General features: G+C 41.8%; 14 protein-coding genes. 4 read left to right on the top strand and 10 right to left on the bottom strand.

What is annotated here, in order from left to right; genetic code table 11:
- Nucleotides 1–7 precede the first annotated feature (7 nt).
- The gene (locus R7Q09_RS01920) at nt 8–1,897 is read right to left on the bottom strand and encodes a DUF294 nucleotidyltransferase-like domain-containing protein (RefSeq protein WP_033905640.1); all 1,890 of its coding nucleotides are present in this window, start codon (nt 1,895–1,897) and stop codon (nt 8–10) included.
- Nucleotides 1,898–2,211: 314 nt separating this feature from the next.
- Here R7Q09_RS01920 and R7Q09_RS01925 point away from each other — a divergent pair, with 314 nt between their 5' ends.
- A complete protein-coding gene (locus R7Q09_RS01925) occupies nt 2,212–2,853 on the top strand; it encodes an outer membrane beta-barrel protein (protein ID WP_253657375.1) in 642 nt (213 codons plus the stop codon).
- An 89-nt stretch (nt 2,854–2,942) separates the two neighbouring features.
- Here the strand turns inward: R7Q09_RS01925 and R7Q09_RS01930 are convergent, their stop codons facing one another.
- The 3 genes from R7Q09_RS01930 to R7Q09_RS01940 all read right to left on the bottom strand — a co-directional run bounded on the left by R7Q09_RS01930 (nt 2,943) and on the right by R7Q09_RS01940 (nt 5,241).
- The gene (locus tag R7Q09_RS01930) at nt 2,943–4,133 is read right to left on the bottom strand and encodes an amino acid aminotransferase (protein WP_042522780.1); all 1,191 of its coding nucleotides are present in this window, start codon (nt 4,131–4,133) and stop codon (nt 2,943–2,945) included.
- Between the two features lie 332 nt (nt 4,134–4,465).
- Nucleotides 4,466–4,765 carry a hypothetical protein gene (locus R7Q09_RS01935; RefSeq protein WP_005376885.1) on the bottom strand — a complete coding sequence of 100 codons (300 nt, stop codon included), beginning with the start codon at nt 4,763–4,765 and terminating at the stop codon, nt 4,466–4,468.
- A gap of 248 nt (nt 4,766–5,013) precedes the next feature.
- Nucleotides 5,014–5,241: a hypothetical protein gene (locus tag R7Q09_RS01940; RefSeq protein WP_318071039.1), complete on the bottom strand. Its 228-nt coding sequence runs from the start codon at nt 5,239–5,241 to the stop codon at nt 5,014–5,016.
- Between the two features lie 258 nt (nt 5,242–5,499).
- Here R7Q09_RS01940 and R7Q09_RS01945 point away from each other — a divergent pair, with 258 nt between their 5' ends.
- Both R7Q09_RS01945 and R7Q09_RS01950 read left to right on the top strand, forming a co-directional pair.
- A complete protein-coding gene (locus R7Q09_RS01945; protein WP_318071038.1) occupies nt 5,500–6,891 on the top strand; it encodes a PLP-dependent aminotransferase family protein in 1,392 nt (463 codons plus the stop codon).
- A gap of 98 nt (nt 6,892–6,989) precedes the next feature.
- Nucleotides 6,990–7,214: a hypothetical protein gene (locus R7Q09_RS01950; protein ID WP_017636102.1), complete on the top strand. Its 225-nt coding sequence runs from the start codon at nt 6,990–6,992 to the stop codon at nt 7,212–7,214.
- A 91-nt stretch (nt 7,215–7,305) separates the two neighbouring features.
- Here R7Q09_RS01950 and asnS read toward each other — a convergent pair whose 3' ends face one another.
- Nucleotides 7,306–8,706, bottom strand: coding sequence for an asparagine--tRNA ligase (gene asnS / locus R7Q09_RS01955; RefSeq protein WP_017636101.1), 1,401 nt, complete (start codon nt 8,704–8,706; stop codon nt 7,306–7,308).
- 189 nt (nt 8,707–8,895) lie between these two features.
- Entirely contained in the window at nt 8,896–10,521 is a 1,626-nt protein-coding gene (locus R7Q09_RS01960) for a methyl-accepting chemotaxis protein (RefSeq protein ID WP_025767294.1), read from the bottom strand.
- A 490-nt stretch (nt 10,522–11,011) separates the two neighbouring features.
- Here R7Q09_RS01960 and R7Q09_RS01965 point away from each other — a divergent pair, with 490 nt between their 5' ends.
- Nucleotides 11,012–12,172: a site-specific integrase gene (locus R7Q09_RS01965; protein WP_318071037.1), complete on the top strand. Its 1,161-nt coding sequence runs from the start codon at nt 11,012–11,014 to the stop codon at nt 12,170–12,172.
- A gap of 37 nt (nt 12,173–12,209) precedes the next feature.
- Here R7Q09_RS01965 and R7Q09_RS01970 read toward each other — a convergent pair whose 3' ends face one another.
- From R7Q09_RS01970 to R7Q09_RS01985, 4 genes are all read right to left on the bottom strand, one after another.
- A complete protein-coding gene (locus R7Q09_RS01970) occupies nt 12,210–14,459 on the bottom strand; it encodes a DUF2971 domain-containing protein (RefSeq protein ID WP_318071036.1) in 2,250 nt (749 codons plus the stop codon).
- A gap of 148 nt (nt 14,460–14,607) precedes the next feature.
- The gene (locus R7Q09_RS01975) at nt 14,608–14,817 is read right to left on the bottom strand and encodes a hypothetical protein (protein ID WP_020840938.1); all 210 of its coding nucleotides are present in this window, start codon (nt 14,815–14,817) and stop codon (nt 14,608–14,610) included.
- Nucleotides 14,802–15,428, bottom strand: coding sequence for an MT-A70 family methyltransferase (locus tag R7Q09_RS01980; protein ID WP_206972383.1), 627 nt, complete (start codon nt 15,426–15,428; stop codon nt 14,802–14,804). The genes R7Q09_RS01975 and R7Q09_RS01980 overlap by 16 nt, the downstream gene beginning before the upstream one ends.
- Nucleotides 15,425–16,549 carry a hypothetical protein gene (locus R7Q09_RS01985; protein WP_318071035.1) on the bottom strand — a complete coding sequence of 375 codons (1,125 nt, stop codon included), beginning with the start codon at nt 16,547–16,549 and terminating at the stop codon, nt 15,425–15,427. Before R7Q09_RS01985 ends, R7Q09_RS01980 begins: the two co-directional genes overlap by 4 nt.
- Between the last annotated feature and the right edge of the window lie 33 nt (nt 16,550–16,582).

Here is a 16,582-nt window from a genome sequence, read left to right on the forward strand (position 1 = left end):
CTAAACCTCACTTAAAGCTCTTGTTCGCTTGGTAGCGGAACTTAAGGAAATTTTGACCATTGCTTAGGATCTGGAATGCATCCTTTAGGTTGCGACGTTCAAACTCAGAGAGGTTTTCCGGTTCGATATTGTTATCAGGCTCAATGCCTAGTTCCACATCCGTCGCTTGGTGACGAATACGTACCATGGAAATAAATTCTAACGCGTCTTTTAAGTCTTGTGCTCGACCTTTTGGCAAAATGCCAGCATCAATAATGTCGTCAAGACGCTCAAACGAGTTCTGTGCACGTGAACCAACCGCCAGAGAGTGAACACGAATTAAGTCGACCAGAGGAGCAGTACCGCGACGTTTGAGGTTGATGGAGTTGTTGTGTCTGCCATCTTTTTCCATCACGAAGTCTTTAAAGAAGCCCAGAGGTGGTGTTCTGTTTAGTGCGTTACGAGCCAAACACGCTAAGAAGCGGTTGTTCTTTCGAGCGCGACGAACAATAAAGCTAGTTAACTGTTCTGCCCATTTTAAGCGGCCATAGACGCCATCCAAGTCGAAAAAGATGGAGGCGTTGAGTAGTGCTTTCGGGTTCGGGTTATCAATCCAGTCAGCAAAACACTCTTCCCACTCTGAACGAGTCATGCGCCATAGTGGGTTGGTTGCCATAATATCACCTGTGCAATATTTGTAGCCACAGGCATCTAACCCATCGCTGACGTATTTTGCTAGGGCTTCGAAGTATTTACCATGTTTCTCTTCTTGATAAGTCTCATCTAGAATGATGGCGTTATCTTGGTCAGTCACCAACAGTTGCTCATCTCGCCCCATTGAGCCAAGTGCAAGGAAACAATAAGGAATTGGCGGTGGACCAAGCTCTTCTTCTGCCATTTCTAGCAGACGCTGTTTGAAGCTTCGGCCAATGACCGACATCGCGCTACCCACCATGTGAGAGTTGGCATCTTCATTGACCAGACGCACGAAGCTGCTTTTCACTTCTTCGGCAACAACGGCTAAATCTTCGATAGTCTGTTGTTGGAAAATACTACTCACCAACAACAACGAATTCTGAGATTCATAACGAACAATGTCGGTTGTTTCGATAATACCGATTGGTAATTGGTTTTTTACCACTGGTAGGTGATGTACGTTGTAACGCAGCATCGTTAACATTGCTTCATAGATGTAAGCGTTGTGGTCAAGAGACATGACCTCCGTGGTCATCACACTGGACACATCGTCCTGTGGGGACAAACCTTCAGCTAACACACGGGTACACAAGTCACGGTCAGTAATGATACCAAGTACTGGGGACTGTGGATCGTCTTCGTCACGAACGAAATCTGGGTCGACGATAAGTAAAGCCGATACGTTGTCATTCGCCATTTGCTGCGCGGCTTGCTGGATTGTCTGACCACGATCAATCGTATGAGCATCGCCAGTCAGCAAGGTTTTCACTTTCGACGTCGTCAGGTCATTGGCGTCTTTGTTTTCTGAAATGGCTTGGCGTAAACGAGCGCTATTTTCAACTTCAACAAAATCCGCAAAGGAATCAAAGTTATCGTAAATTTCTTGGAAAATGTCACCAGGAATACAGTAGAGCAGGGTATCCTCAATGGCTTTTACCGGAAAGCGGACTTTGTTATTGGTGAGCATGCCCATCTGGCCAAATAGGTCACCTTCGTCAAGGCGATTATACAGCTCACCTTTGCGTCGATAAACTTCAACAACACCGCTTCGCACCACGTATAAATCTTGGATATAGTCTCCAAAATGGATGATGGGGGTATCTTCTCGGTAGTACGAGATTTCGACACTCTCTGTCACCTTGTTTAGTGTTTCTTCAGGGAGTTCATTGAACGGGGGATACTTGGCGAGAAAGTTGTAAATCTCGAGAAGTTCTGCATCCATCGAAGGCGCCTTTTAGTTCGCAAATAATAAAGTAATCTTAACTTAGTTTTAAAACAGAGTCTTATCTGAACCGCGATTTTCGTGCTCAGTCATAAGATTCTGACATATCGCACGATAAGGGAGCTTCATTTTTACTACTATATGGTCACCTCAATTGAAAAAGACGTCGTCGATATGTTTTCTTCGTGATGACTGATTAGATCTTTGGCTGTTTCAGATCGTTATCACGTCTTTAGATTAAGCTATTCTTCTTGAGCCAAGTAGCTCAGGCGATGGAATACAGTGTTTAGATAATTCTCATGAAAGGAAGTCGAATGGTGAGAAATTTATTGCTTGTTTCTTTAGCTGCTTTGCCGGCGATATCAAGCGCAGCGGTCATGGACCAAGCAGAAAAATTTGGGTACGAACACATTCATTTGGATGTTGGTGCCGGAACGACAAACGAAGAATGGTTAGATAACTCTAATGCGACCACAGTTGGACTCGGTGGTAACTATTTGTTTACTGAGAACTGGTTGTTTAATGTTGATTACTCAGCGCAGTTTTTCCATCCGGATGATTTTACTCTTCGCATTGACCGCCTTTTGTTTGGTGGTGGTTACCGTTATGGAGTTACAGAGCAATTCGATATCTACGGGCTATATGGAATAGGCGCAATCAAAGCGAAAGCGACGGACGACAAAACGGATAATACGTTGTCTTCCGATAGCGAATTGATTCAAGCTGTAACTGTTGGGGTGAATTACTTGCTCAGTGAAAAGCTTATTGCGACAGCTGAAGTGGAGTTGAACCGTAGTGATATCGTTGATGAGAACAATTTTAAGATCGGTTTTAACTACCAATGGCATAAAGTCATCGGCACTGGTCTTTTTTATCAGTTTAGAGATACTGATTACAGCGGTGAAAGCTCAGATTACGTCAATGAAGTAGGGCTGAGTTTGAAGTTTGTCTACTAGATCGGACGGGTTCGTTTTTGGCGTTAAGTTAAAACAAAAAAGGTCAGCTTATGCTGACCTTTCCTTTTAATAAAGTATGCGACAGTCGATTATAAAACCGCTGCAATGCCTTTACATAGAGGGCCCATATTTGACTTCGTCATACCAGCAACACTGATTCGGCCAGAACCGACAATGTAAATACCGAACTCTTCTTTAAGGCGGTTAACTTGCTCTTTAGAAAGACCAGAGAAAGAGAACATACCATTTTGACGTTCGATGAAACTAAAGTCTGCGTCCACACCCTCTGCTTTTAGTGTCGCTACAAACAGTTCACGCATTTCTTGAATACGGTCACGCATTTCTGCTACTTCAGCTTCCCATTCCGCACGCATTTCGGCGTTGCCAAGAATGTGAGTCACGACAGCGCTGCCGTGTGCAGGTGGGTTAGAGTAGATAGAGCGAATAATGGCTTTAACTTGAGAAAATGCGGTTGTTGCGACTTCTTCTGACTCAGCTACTAACGTGAAGGCACCTACGCGTTCATTGTATAGGCCAAAGTTTTTCGAGAAAGAGCTCGCGACTAGGATTTCTTTGTTGTATTTAGCAAAAGTACGAAGACCTGCAGCATCTTCTTCCACACCTTTAGCAAAGCCTTGGTAGGCGAAGTCGAACAGAGGAAGCAATTTCTTCTCTGCGATAAGTTTCGCCAATGTTTCCCACTCTTCAGCCGTAGGATCGATCCCTGTAGGGTTGTGACAGCAGCCGTGTAGAAGCACGATGTCGCCTTCAGATGCAGATTGCAGATCATTTAGCATCGCATCAAAGTCTTTGTCTTTTGTTTCAGCATTGTAGTAGCTGTATTGTGCCGTTTCGATACCAGCAGCAGTAAATACGCCGTTGTGGTTCGCCCATGTTGGGTTGCTGATCCAGATCTTTACATCGCCTAGTTGACGTTTAATGAACTCGCCGGCAACACGTAGTGCACCAGTACCACCCGGAGCTTGCGCTGTTTTAGCGCGTTTTTCGTTTACAATTTCTGCATCAGAGCCGAAAAGCAGTTTTTGCACTGCAATGCCGTACTCTGCAGTGCCTTCGATGGTTAGGTAAGATTTGGTTTTTTCAGTTTCAACAAGTGCTGCTTCAGCTTTCTTTACTGTCGCAAGAACGGGAGTTTCGCCTTGCTCGTTTTTGTAAATACCTACGCCAAGGTTAATTTTGTCTGCGCGAGCATCTTTTTTAAACTCTTCAGTAAGGCCAAGAATAGGGTCAGCCGGAGCGGCAACTACTTTTTCAAACATAATCTTCATCCATGTTAATCGAAGGGGTGTGCTAACATTTATACCTTTCAGCAATATTGGTTACAACCGTTACTGAAAAGAAAACCTAAAAAAGTTGCGATTTGAAACAGAATTCTAACATAACTAAAGTTTTTGCCATGAAAACGTTTGGTAGGCACAGAGTTTGAAGGGCATTTATGCCATGGTTGGAGAAGTTTTGCACACATCCCAATCGTTTCAATTCAGTGCTTTGCGTTAACGCGTTTATAATTGTCTAGTGAGGATTTGTTGAGACAAAAACGCCCCACCAAAGGTGGAGCGTTTACTGTTAGAAGTATGGATATCGGTTGGAGTTATTTCTTCAGATTGATTTCCGACTCAACCGCATTGGTTTCGATGTCAGGGTTAGAAGAAAGTTTTTCAGTCGCCCAGTCGTTCATATGCTTTAAGATCGCTTTTAATGCGTGCTTTTCGGTTGGTACTTCTGTCTTTTCAACTTCAAGTTTTTGCTTCGGATGCGTACCCGTCGCATCTTCTGCAACGTGTAACCAATCTGGATGCCAGTAATAAGGTTGGCCGGAAGGAGAGCTCCAAGAATGTACGCCGTTGGATTCACCTTTGTATTTAATATCTTCTTCGTTGTATTTCGCCATTATTGTTTTCTCTCATAATCCATGAGTTGAGGTGTGCATCACCATTACTATTTAAATGTAACAGATGTAATGAAAATTAATGTGATAACAATCGACTTATTTTGCCCTTTGAACGCGATAGAAGATGCGTACTTCTCATTCAGAAGAGTTTACTATTTGGCAGGTTTTAGCTTTATTTGTGTTTAAAGCATACGACGATGGATTCGCCTACCTAATGCTATTCTTGAACGGTGATAGAGCCTAAACTACTAGTCATTCAAGTGTTTGAGAATCGCCGCTTTTGCATGCTCTTCTGTAGCTGTTTCTCCATCAGGGACTTCAAGGTCAGCCTTTTTGTGCTCACCCAAAGCATCTTCAGCGATATGCAGCCAATCAGGATGCCAATAATAAGGGGTGGTACTGTCAGGATGGTCCCAACTATGTACACCTTTATGTTTTCCGCGATACGAGAGATCGTCCATTGTAAAAACTTTCATTGCTTCCTCCTGATTTAAAGACCGTAGTTCGAAGTGAGTTTAACGCACTCAGTCCAACGTAAAACCTTGGCTTTTAGGTATTGCAAAGATGTGAGGCAATATGTGTGTAACGGTCAAAGTATGGGATATAAACGCTCACTTCGTGGCTGAAATATCTATTATAAGCTTGATAAATTACGTTGCTAAATTGAATACTCCCATATCAGAATGCTGGCGCGAAGTATGCTATGGTGCGGCTGTAAGTGAAATGAGGGAAACATGAACCGATACCGTCAACTGGCTGAGCTGTTCAAAACGCAGATTCAGCAAAATACTTGGAGAGCAGGGGAAAAGCTGCCATCAGTGCGTGTAACAAGCCGAAACCATTCTGTCAGCGCAGGTACGGTATTACAAGCTTATCAGCTGCTCGAAGCACAAGGTTGGGTCGCAGCGAAACCTCAGTCTGGATACTTTGTGACTGCGGAGTTGGACCGCTTCGAACCGAGTTCTCCAGCCACTTCCGTTTATCGCTCCAGCATCAACGATGAACTTTACGACTACCTCAAAAATCAGGCCTCATCGAATGCGGTGAAGTTTGGCTCCGCGTTTCCAGACCCAGCATTGTTCCCATTAGAAGCGCTAAACCGCAACCTAGCCAGCTCAGGCAGGAAGATGGGGGCAGAGACGTTATTGGATAACTTGCCGCCGGGCTGTGAGTCTCTACGCCGTTTGATTGCTCAACGGTACATCCAACAAGGTATGGTGTTTACCCATGATGATATTGTCGTTACTTCTGGCGCATTAGAAGCGTTGAATTTAAGCCTTCAGGCCGTGACCCAGCCTGGAGATACTGTTGTAGTTGAATCACCGACGTTTTATGGCGCACTTCAAGCGATTGAACGTTTAGGTCTAAAGGCGATAGAAATAACGGTGGATCCGTTAACTGGACATTCAGTGGATCAAATTGAAGCGACTTTTGCCGACAATGATGTTCGCGCATGTTGGTTAATGACTAACTTTCACAATCCAACAGGAACCTTATTAAGTGACGGGCAGAAGCAACGTATCGTCGAACTGGCTGATAAATACGATGTGTACTTGATCGAAGATGATGTGTATTCAGAGCTTTATTTTTCTGAAAAAAAGCCAAGCTCACTTAAAGCTTTTGATACACAAGAGCGCGTGTTGCATTGTGGATCATTTTCAAAAAGCCTTTGCCCTGGCTATAGGCTGGGCTGGGTGGTAAACAAACGCTTCAATGAGCAACTTCAAAAGCTGCAACTTATCTCGACGTTGTCAGGCAGTGCACCAATCCAGCAGGGTATCGCGCATTACTTGCAAAACGATAGTTATGATAGCCATCTTAGAAAACTGCGAAAGAATCTTGAGCAGCGGCAATTGGCGTTTATTGAACTGGTTGATAAGTACTTTCCCCAATCGATTCGTTACACGCAACCGGAAGGCGGCTATTTTCTTTGGATAGAACTGCCGAAAACAAAGTGCGGAAAAGCGATTTATCAAAAGTTATTGGAAGCGAACATCACTGTAGCATTTGGTCAGTTGTTTTCTGTCGCTCCAAATTATGAGAACTACCTGAGGCTTAATACATCGTTACCTGTAAATGATGAATTAGGACAAGCCGTGAAGACGGTCGGAGAATTACTTCATTAGCCAACTGTTTACCTGTTTTTTGCTCAAACTGTATCAGTGGACGATACCGAAGCTGTGTTTCAATCATGGGCAGACAACCATTTAGGTTAGGAGCCGTAATGAAAAAGCAGTTGGTAAAGCATGAACTTAGGTTGATGGGTGTTGCTATTTTTAGCGCATTTTTGTTGGTGTTTGCACACTTGATATTGGCGAAATCTTTTTCTCATATGGTTTGGACGGAATACACTGCTGCCGTTATCCCATTTGTGATGTTTGGCTTGTGTGTGGTTGGAGTAAAATACGCAGCGCGAGCAGATGAGGATGACGACGAAAATAACAACTAGAGTGCATACATCGGTTGCTAGAAAATCATTCGTACAAAATAAAAGACCTCCACATGGGAGGTCTTTTTAATTCGATATCACTAAAAAGTGATTAGAAGTTCGCAGAGCGAGGAGTACGTGGGAATGGGATCACGTCACGAACGTTGCCCATACCAGTGACGTAAGATACTAGGCGCTCAAAGCCTAGACCGAAGCCTGCGTGTGGCACTGTACCGTATTTACGTAGGTCGCGGTACCAGCTCATATGTTCAGGATCGATACCCACTTCACGCATACGTGCATCTAGAATGTCTAGGCGCTCTTCACGCTGAGAACCACCGATGATTTCGCCGATGCCCGGTGCTAGAACGTCCATCGCTGCAACTGTTTTACCGTCATCGTTAGCACGCATGTAGAATGCTTTAATGTCTTTCGGGTAGTTCTTAACGATTACAGGTGCTTTGAAGTGTTCTTCAGCAAGGAAACGCTCGTGCTCAGAAGACATATCGATACCCCATTCAACTGGGAATTCGAACTCACGACCTGAATCAAGAAGGATCTGGATTGCGTCAGTGTAGTCAACTTGCGCGAAGTCAGAAGAAACGAACTGCTCTAGACGAGTGATTGCTTCTTTGTCGATGCGTTGAGCGAAGAACTCAAGGTCATCGCGACACTCTGCAAGCACTGCTTTAAACACGTACTTGAGCATGTCTTCAGCCAGTTTCGCTACATCATCCAGTTCTGCGAACGCAACTTCAGGCTCAACCATCCAGAATTCTGCTAGGTGGCGGCTTGTGTTTGAGTTTTCAGCACGGAAAGTAGGGCCGAAAGTGTAAACTTTGCTTAGCGCACAAGCGTAAGCTTCTGCGTTTAGCTGACCAGATACGGTTAGGAACGTCTCTTTACCGAAGAAGTCTTCGTTGTAGTCCACTTTACCAGCGTCAGTGCGAGGAAGGTTTTCCATGTCTAGCGTAGATACGCGGAACATTTCACCAGCGCCTTCAGCATCTGAAGCCGTGATCAACGGCGCAGATACCCAGAAGTAACCTTGCTCGTGGTAGAAGCGGTGGATTGCTTGAGATAGGCAGTTACGTACACGTGCTACTGCACCGATTACGTTTGTGCGCGGACGTAGGTGCGCAACTTCACGTAGGTACTCGATTGAGTGACGAGTTTTTGCCATTGGGTAAGTTTCAGCATCTTCAACCCAACCAACCACTTTAACGTCAGTGGCAGCAAGTTCGAAGTCTTGACCCTTTGCAGGAGATTCAACAATCTTACCAGTTACTTCAACAGAGCAGCCAGTCGTTAGCTTTAATACTTCGTCTTCGTAATTATTAAGATTATTTGGGACCACGGCCTGAATCGGGTCGAAACAAGAGCCGTCATATATGGCAAGGAAAGAGATTCCAGCTTTGGAATCACGACGTGAACGGATCCAGCCACGAACAGTCACTTCGCTGTCTACTGCTAGCTGACCTTTCAATACGTCTGATACAGGCGCGTAAGTCATGTTTTCAATATTCTCCATTGAGGTAAAAATTCAACTCAACGCTTACTTAAAGTACTTGTCTAATAACATTTTTGTTCAAAAAACAAGCTAAGCGCTGAGTTGGGTAGCATTTTACAGATTCAACGAGACATATTACCTGTCAATTCGCTCGCATCAACCTTTATATTCGTTTTGATGGGGAGAATCTCTCTATTTATTCACTCTTTTGTGCTCTGAAAGTGTGAATTGGTTTAGTAATTGCTCTAAACGTTCGGATAGATGCTCTAAATCAACACTAATATCACGCGTGTGCGATGCTGATTGCGATGTGTCGTTAGCATGCAGTGTGATCACATCTATTTTAGATTGAATATGCTGACTTACATCAGATGTGGTTTGCGTCTGGTTTTGGATATCTTCTGCATGTCTGAGCACTTGGCGCATTTCGTCAACAACGTTATGCATTGTGGCTGATAGTGCCTCGACATCGACAGAGCGTTGATGAGCAAACTGGCAGACGGTATCAACAGAAGTTAATGACTCTTCACTTCCTTGCTGGAATTGAGAAATGATATGTTCAATATTACCAGTGGCTTCAGCCGTCCTAGAAGCCAGGTTACGCACTTCTTCCGCGACGACCGCAAAACCGCGCCCTTGCTCTCCGGCTCGGGCGGCTTCAATAGCAGCATTCAACGCGAGCAGATTGGTTTGTTCTGCAATACCCTTAATAACCACAAGAATGGACGACACTTCTTCGGTTCTTTGATTTAGAGAGCTGATTTTTTCCCGTACAGTATCAATGTTACTTACTAGTTGTTTGATGTCTTCACTGACGTTGTGTGCTTGACTTGCACTATGAGTGGCGACATCAACGGTGTGATTGACCAAAACAGTAGCGTTGTTAGTCGAGTCCTCAACCGCAGTTTGTTGCTGCAACATATCGGTGATATTACTTTGTACTTCGTTGGTCTCTAGCTGTTGGTTATTGGCCGCTTTATCTGTGGACTGCGCGACAGCAGTTAGTTTACTCGCGGAGTCGGCAAGTGAGTGAGAGGTGTCTTGCACACGTTCTAAGCTTTCGGAGACCGTATCCATGAATGAATTGATTGCAGTAGAAAGTTGGCCCACTTCATCCTGTTGGTGATGCATAAGTCGTTGAGATAGATCTTTGCTATGGCTCACATTCGACATGAATTTCGACGTTCTTTGAATTGGTCGTACAATGATTTTCTGAATCAAACTCATCGTTATGATGAAGCCCACAAATGCGATTACGGCCATTATTCCCATCGCAAACATTGCCTGTTTACTGATCATTGAATTGACATGATTCATGTTGTATTCCAAGCGAATCGCGCCCAACACTTCTCCTGCTGGTGCAACGTGGCAAGAAACGCAGTTGGTGCCACGGTAATTTTCGCTCGATTTCATTGGTAGTGCGACTACTAACCCTTTGCCCCAATCGGCTGAGATTGGTTCAATCACCAGTTCACCATTCAACGCTCGTTGATCAATATCATCGACAGGCTGCTGGTTTTGTTGCCCAGGTCCGTAAAGTTTGGTCACAGTATCAGCTCGCAACACGCGAACTGCTTCAATGCCTTCTTGGGCCAGGGCTTTTTGACGTAAGGTTTCTTTTTGCGACATGGTGCCCGTAAGCATCATCATATTTAGGCTATCGAAATAATTACTAGCCTTATCATGGAGTTGTTCACTAAGAACATCATTGATTAAGGTTTTTTGTTGATGGTATTGGTAAGCCGTAGAGGCAGCTAGAACGCAGCTGAAGACAGCAATTAACGCCAGTAAGAGCTTAAAAGTGATAGTTGAGCGCATAAATTTATAAGTGTAATTGGAACGAACTGCACAATATTAATGTGCACAAATGCGCACTGCGAACAACGAAATGAATGATTGTGACCCCACACATGTTGGGGATATGTAATTGTGATGTGAGTGCTGTGTAATCAAATGTTTGGCGCGTGACAGAAATACGGCGCTTTGGTGTGAGTGATAGCAAAGAGGCCGGGAACCAGCGGAAGTTTTTGCTACGCTTGTATGGGGTAACGCTTGTCTCTTGGCAGCGAATTCCTTAGTATTGCCTGTCTTTTTAAAGCCTGAGAATCAAGATGAAAACAGAATTATACAAAGGGAATATGTTTTAGTTTCATCGGCTTTCTAATAGCTTCCAAAATCTACATCGTTTATCATGTAAGGCCAATAAATACGGGGCTTGCGAGCTTCATGGTGTTTCCTCGTGTGACATGGGAAAAATGTCTGAAGAAACGTAATGTGTGTATATATTGTGTATATGACAGGGTAGACTATGACCATCACCGAACGGGCTTTAAAGTCCAAAAATAACTTTCCAACAGACAAACCACACCAAGATTTAGCCGACGGCGGCGGCCTACTTGCGCGCTTCTATAAGAGCGGAAAAATTAGCTTTTGCTATCGCTTCCGCTGGCAGGGGAAACAAGCAATCTTAACAATCGGCACTTATCCTCAAGTTTCTTTAAAAGAGGCTAGGGATATTCACCGAGAAGCTAAAAAGATGCTTGAGCAAGGTTTAGATCCGCGAAACAACAAAGCCAAAAAGAAAATCTCAACCGTTCAAGAGTGTATTGAGTTTTGGATTAATGAAGAATTGATCCCAAGACGCAAATATCCAAAGCTAATTATCAACGCGCTATATACACACATAATTCGCAAGATTGGCTCTAATGAATGGGAGCAGATGAAAACCGTTGATTGGATCAACGTGATTAAGACTATTGAAGGTAAAACTGTTCCAGTTCGCTTGCTGACAGAATTAAAGCAGTGTGCCAAATACCTAATGGCTGTAGACATTATTGAAGAGAACAAACTGATCAATATTCAAAGCCGTTTTGTTGGCGCACCGTCGAAGCCAAGGGATAGGGTTTTATCATTCAAAGAACTCAAGCAGATTTACGACTATTGCCGTTCTGGTGAATATCCTCTTGAGTTTGCGGCAGCTTGTTTGATTCTCATGTTTACCGGAGCGCGTAGCGGAGAACTGAGAACGGCCAAGAAAGTTAACATCGACCTGAAAGGTAGAACTTGGAAAGTGCCACCAGAAAACAGCAAGAACGGACGTTTAATTGTTCGTCCAATTCCAGATTTCTTGTTTGGTTACTTTGAGTTTTTATACAACCTTCATCCAAGCTCTGAGAACTTGATAATCTCGAACAGGGGTAGGGAGTTAGGAGTGCAAGGCTTTCAAAGTCGTTTTAGACCGCTGCAAGCGGCATTAGCGTTGCCAAGCTGGTCGCCACACGTATTTAGACACACGCTAGCAACTCACTTCGGAGATTTGAAAATTGAGCCTTATATCGCTGAAAAGATGTTAGGCCATGAAATGGCTGGTGAAATGAAAACCTACAATAAAGGTCAGTATTTGAGTCAGCAACTAGACGCCATGAAAATTTATCATGACGCCGTTATTGGCTACAAAGAAAGTCATTAAACCGCTTCAAATGCGCCAAGAAGCAACGTCTTGGCGCTTAACTGGCTATGTCTACGTACTCTAAACCAAAGATACTGTTGTCAGAAATCTTAGCTTTTCTAATTTTTACTAAGGGTTCATGGTCTTTACGCTTTTCGTTCATATTTTTCACTAAATTAACGATTAAGTTCATCTTTGATTCTGGGAATTTGCAACCTAACGTTATGCTTATAATCTGTGCATTTATTTTGTTTCGATCTATGAATGGTCTTTCATAGTTTTCGTAATAAACTTTTTCTTTTTCGTAAGATAGTAACCTTACTTCTTCCTCGTAAGACCATTCATTGTTTTTTGTTAATAGGAACTGATTGAAAATATATTTGTTTTTTTCTTTGTTTCTTTTGCTTGAGTCAGTATATTTCACGGAATCGATACCAATCCCTCTAGGTAGCTCTCCTCCAAACTGATATTCTACCATTATTCCTGAATGGTTCTGTGTATAGTGAGACCACATTAACATTGAATTCTTATTTTTAGAGAATGAACAAATTTTGTAATTTGAGTCTATTAAATCCTTGTCTCCAATTCCATCTATTTCTGGCATTTCAATTGGGTCATTTAACTTAGATTTACAAGGTAGATAAAAGTAACCATTTATTAATGAATCTAAAGTGTTAAGGTTAAATGGATAATATTTATACAATGTATTTCTATGCCTTGGAGTCTTCCATTCCAGTGTCTCTACCAAAGATATGTTGAATTTATCTCTTAATTCAATATGTCTTTCGGATGAAATTTTAGTTCCTGATAATTTTAAGCATGCCAAGTAATCACCCAATATAATGTGATTAAGTTCTTTATGCTTTTCCATTTCCTGAACTGCGAGCTTGTATTGGTTACATGCATCTTCATACATTTTTTTTCGCTCAAAGCAAACGCCAAGAATATATAGAGTTGTCCGATTGGGTGGATTGTCAATATGATAACTATTTACCTTTTCTATCACAGAGTCATAATCTTCATTACGAATTTCTAGATTGCATAGCTCAATAAACTTATCATATAAAATTTCTTCTGACTCATTAGTTAAAATAGAATTTAACTTATTTTCAAAAAATAACTTATCCCATTTTGCAGCTAGTTTATGTAAATTATTATATAGCTCATCATATAAGTGATGGTTTAATAAATTAGAATCATCCAGCATTTTTTCTGCTTTTCTATATGTTGATATTACATATATTGGATATTCTATGTATTCTTTATTTTCTAATGATTTTTCTAAGCTTTTTATATTTATTAATAGTTCTAATGCTGCGTGTAGTGCCTTTTCTTCATGGTCTCTATGATCTTGGTATTTTAAAATATGATTATAAACATTATCATCTATATTAATGTCTAGCATTAGCAATGAATACAAATAATGTAATTTGGGTTTTATATCAAAAGAGAACAAAGAGTCATTGTCATCATTTTTATTGTAATGAGCGATTACATCTGAGTATGCTTTTGCTTTAAATGCCTTATCTATAAGTACTTGCTTAGTAGGGTTTTCCTTTCCTTTTTTTGATTCTTTTATATACTCTTGGTAAATCCTTTTATGATCATCACCAAGAATTTTATCTATTTGAAAGATATAAACCTTAGACAATGCTGTATCTATATCGATCCATCCAGATTTTAAATATAAGGATATAGTATTTGCATGTACTTTATCCTGTGATTTTATTATCTCCACTCCTTTTTCAAACTCTTCTAAGTAGTAATGAGCCAAAATCAACTTATCGATAACATTCTCTTCTAGCTTGATACCTAAGTTATCTATCAAATTAACTATGAATTCCCAATCTTTACGAGAGTAATTAATATGTTCAAAATATGAAAAATAATTATCATTTAGTTTGTTTTCTATGTTCTTTAGATTATAGCTTTTATGGTCAATTTTCAATGATTCTAGAAATGCATTGACATCTCTATTTTTAGAGTAAAGTCCCCACCAAGCTTTCTCATTATCTTTATCTAAATTTATAGAATGTCTAAAAAATGAAGATGCGATATGCTCTTCTCCAAAATGACTAAATATTTTTGCAGCGGTACGGCCAAGGTATTCAAATGCATTAGATTCACTTTTAAAGGTTGAAATTATTTCGTCTAGTGCTTCGCTAGTATCTTCTAGTTTAGATTCTAAAAGGAAGTAGCGATATCCAAGATGGTATTCATTGTCATAAACCAAGCTTGGGTCTTCTAAAAATGCAAGCTCCGCATGATTTTTTTGTCTTATACAATTTATAATCTCTTTATCGTCCATGACGTCATACCCTAGTAATTCAACCAAAACAGTTTGCAACATAGGGTATGGGAAGGGCGGATAATAATCAATTATATGCTTGATTTTATGGTTATATATTAAGCCCAAGGCAGCATTTGGGTTTGAATGCTGCCTATCAGTCAATATCCTACAAAAAGTCGTAACCCTGATCACTTTCCCATTTGAGCACATCTTCAGTTTTCCAAATGAGTCTTGGTGAAGATATAACAGGTTCAGGGAAGCCTTTTGTTTTACGCCAGTTGTATAAGCCGCGCTTTGTGAAGTTTTCACCATCTCGCATTGCAAAAGGGCGATATCTAACAAGCAATTGTTCAATACTAATTAGTTTTTCTTCCACTTTTCTAATTCCTCATATTGAAGCTGAATTTCCGCTAAGTATGGTTTTCTGAATCCAACCTCATCTAAAATTAAACTTGGTGCCGATTGGTTGCCGAATACATCCCAACCATTTCTTGGTTCGCCTCGATGGAAAAGCTCAAGCTTTCTAGCGAACCGTCCTGCGATTTTTTCTACTTTGTCGCGGCCTTCTTGTGGCTTGGCACTATGTTCGCCAACGGGTGCCGTAAAGAACGAGCGAACGGAGCGACTTGCTGGTTTTGGTTTACCTTTAACCGCGATTAGTGCCGATTCTGTTCCAGCTCTTGTGTGGTAACCAAGACCAAAGAAAGGTAAGCCGTTAACAGTCTCTTTTCCCCAAACCAATCCATTGATGTTTTTAACGGTAAATCCCCACGCTTCAGCAAGCTCACACGCCTCTTTAGGCATGGCGTTCACGTACCACATGATCAAATAACAGTTATCAGATGCCAGTTCACCAACTGGCATTTTCTTTAAGTCGTCTATCGTCATTGTTGGATACTTTTGTGAAGCGCCGCTTTTCATTGAACCGCCAGTTCTTTTTGAGCTGAATTGCCAAGGCGGATCGGCATAAATCACATCGTATTTCACTTGCGACGAACCTCGTTTACTTGTTCTTTCGTCCAGTTCTCGCGTTCCCAAGGTTGAACGATCTTTTCGTCAATTGCTGATCGGATTTTTGACGCACTTGCTTCGCTAATGCCCTTAACTGATTTTGCTAGTTGTTCATCGGTTGGGTGCATTACGCTGTAAACAGAGAAATAATTTGCATCGTTCAGAAGCTTTAATTCTCGTTCGGTGATTACACCGTCGTAAACAGATTCAAGTGTTACTTCTTTAAAGTGCTCCACACGCGCAATTAGATGCTGGTGGCTAACTTCAGCAGCGTTTGTGTAAATTTCTTGAAGGTCTGTATATAGCTCTGTAGGAATACGGCCTTCAAACTCGTGAACTGTTGGGATTAATGGGATAAGCCAGTCAGAAACACTTACCACACAACAAACAGCCCAATTTGAACGCAATTCAATATGGAAGTTTAAGTCACGAATTACGCTTAGATTTTTAACCAATGGCTTGAACGCAAGAGGGTAGCCATAACGGTAGATAAATAGCTCTAAACCGTCTTTGCCAACGTATGGCTTTTCTACGTCACCATCAATGAAATGCAATCGAGCTTTGTACTCTTCGCATAGGTGCGTTGCTTCTAATGCCGCTTCGCTTAGTTGAGTAACTTCTTTTTTCAAGCGAATATTTTCTTTGCGGTAGTCGCTTGATTCTTTCTTTAAACGGTTGATTGTGTTTAAGCGCTCGTCAGCAGTTGCGCGTGATTTAGCTAGGCGTTGCTTTAAAGCGTCTGGATTCATTTCACGGTAACGCTTAACTTCTTCTCTTAGTGCAGGAAGATCAGCCGTTCTTGCTTTTAGTAAGTTAAATTCGCTGCGTAGTTTGTTGAGCTTGTCTAGGTGGTCTAGTTCAATTGCTTCGTTCTCTTTGGTCAGCTCAATAACTTTCAGTTCAAGCGTGTCGCGTTCAGACTCAGCCTTTTCAATTCGATCAATTAGTTCGTTGTACTGATCGGTTTCGTAGTTTAGAGATTCAGAAACTAATTGTGCTTGGGTTTCAACAAGAGAAAGGACGTTACCAAGTTGGTTTTGAACCATGTTTAGAAGGTGATTAACAGCAACGTCTACAGGTTGGGTTTGGTTGGTCATTGGTCTACCTTGTGAATACAACTTATCTGATTT

This window comes from Vibrio sp. 2130-1, from assembly GCF_033339515.1.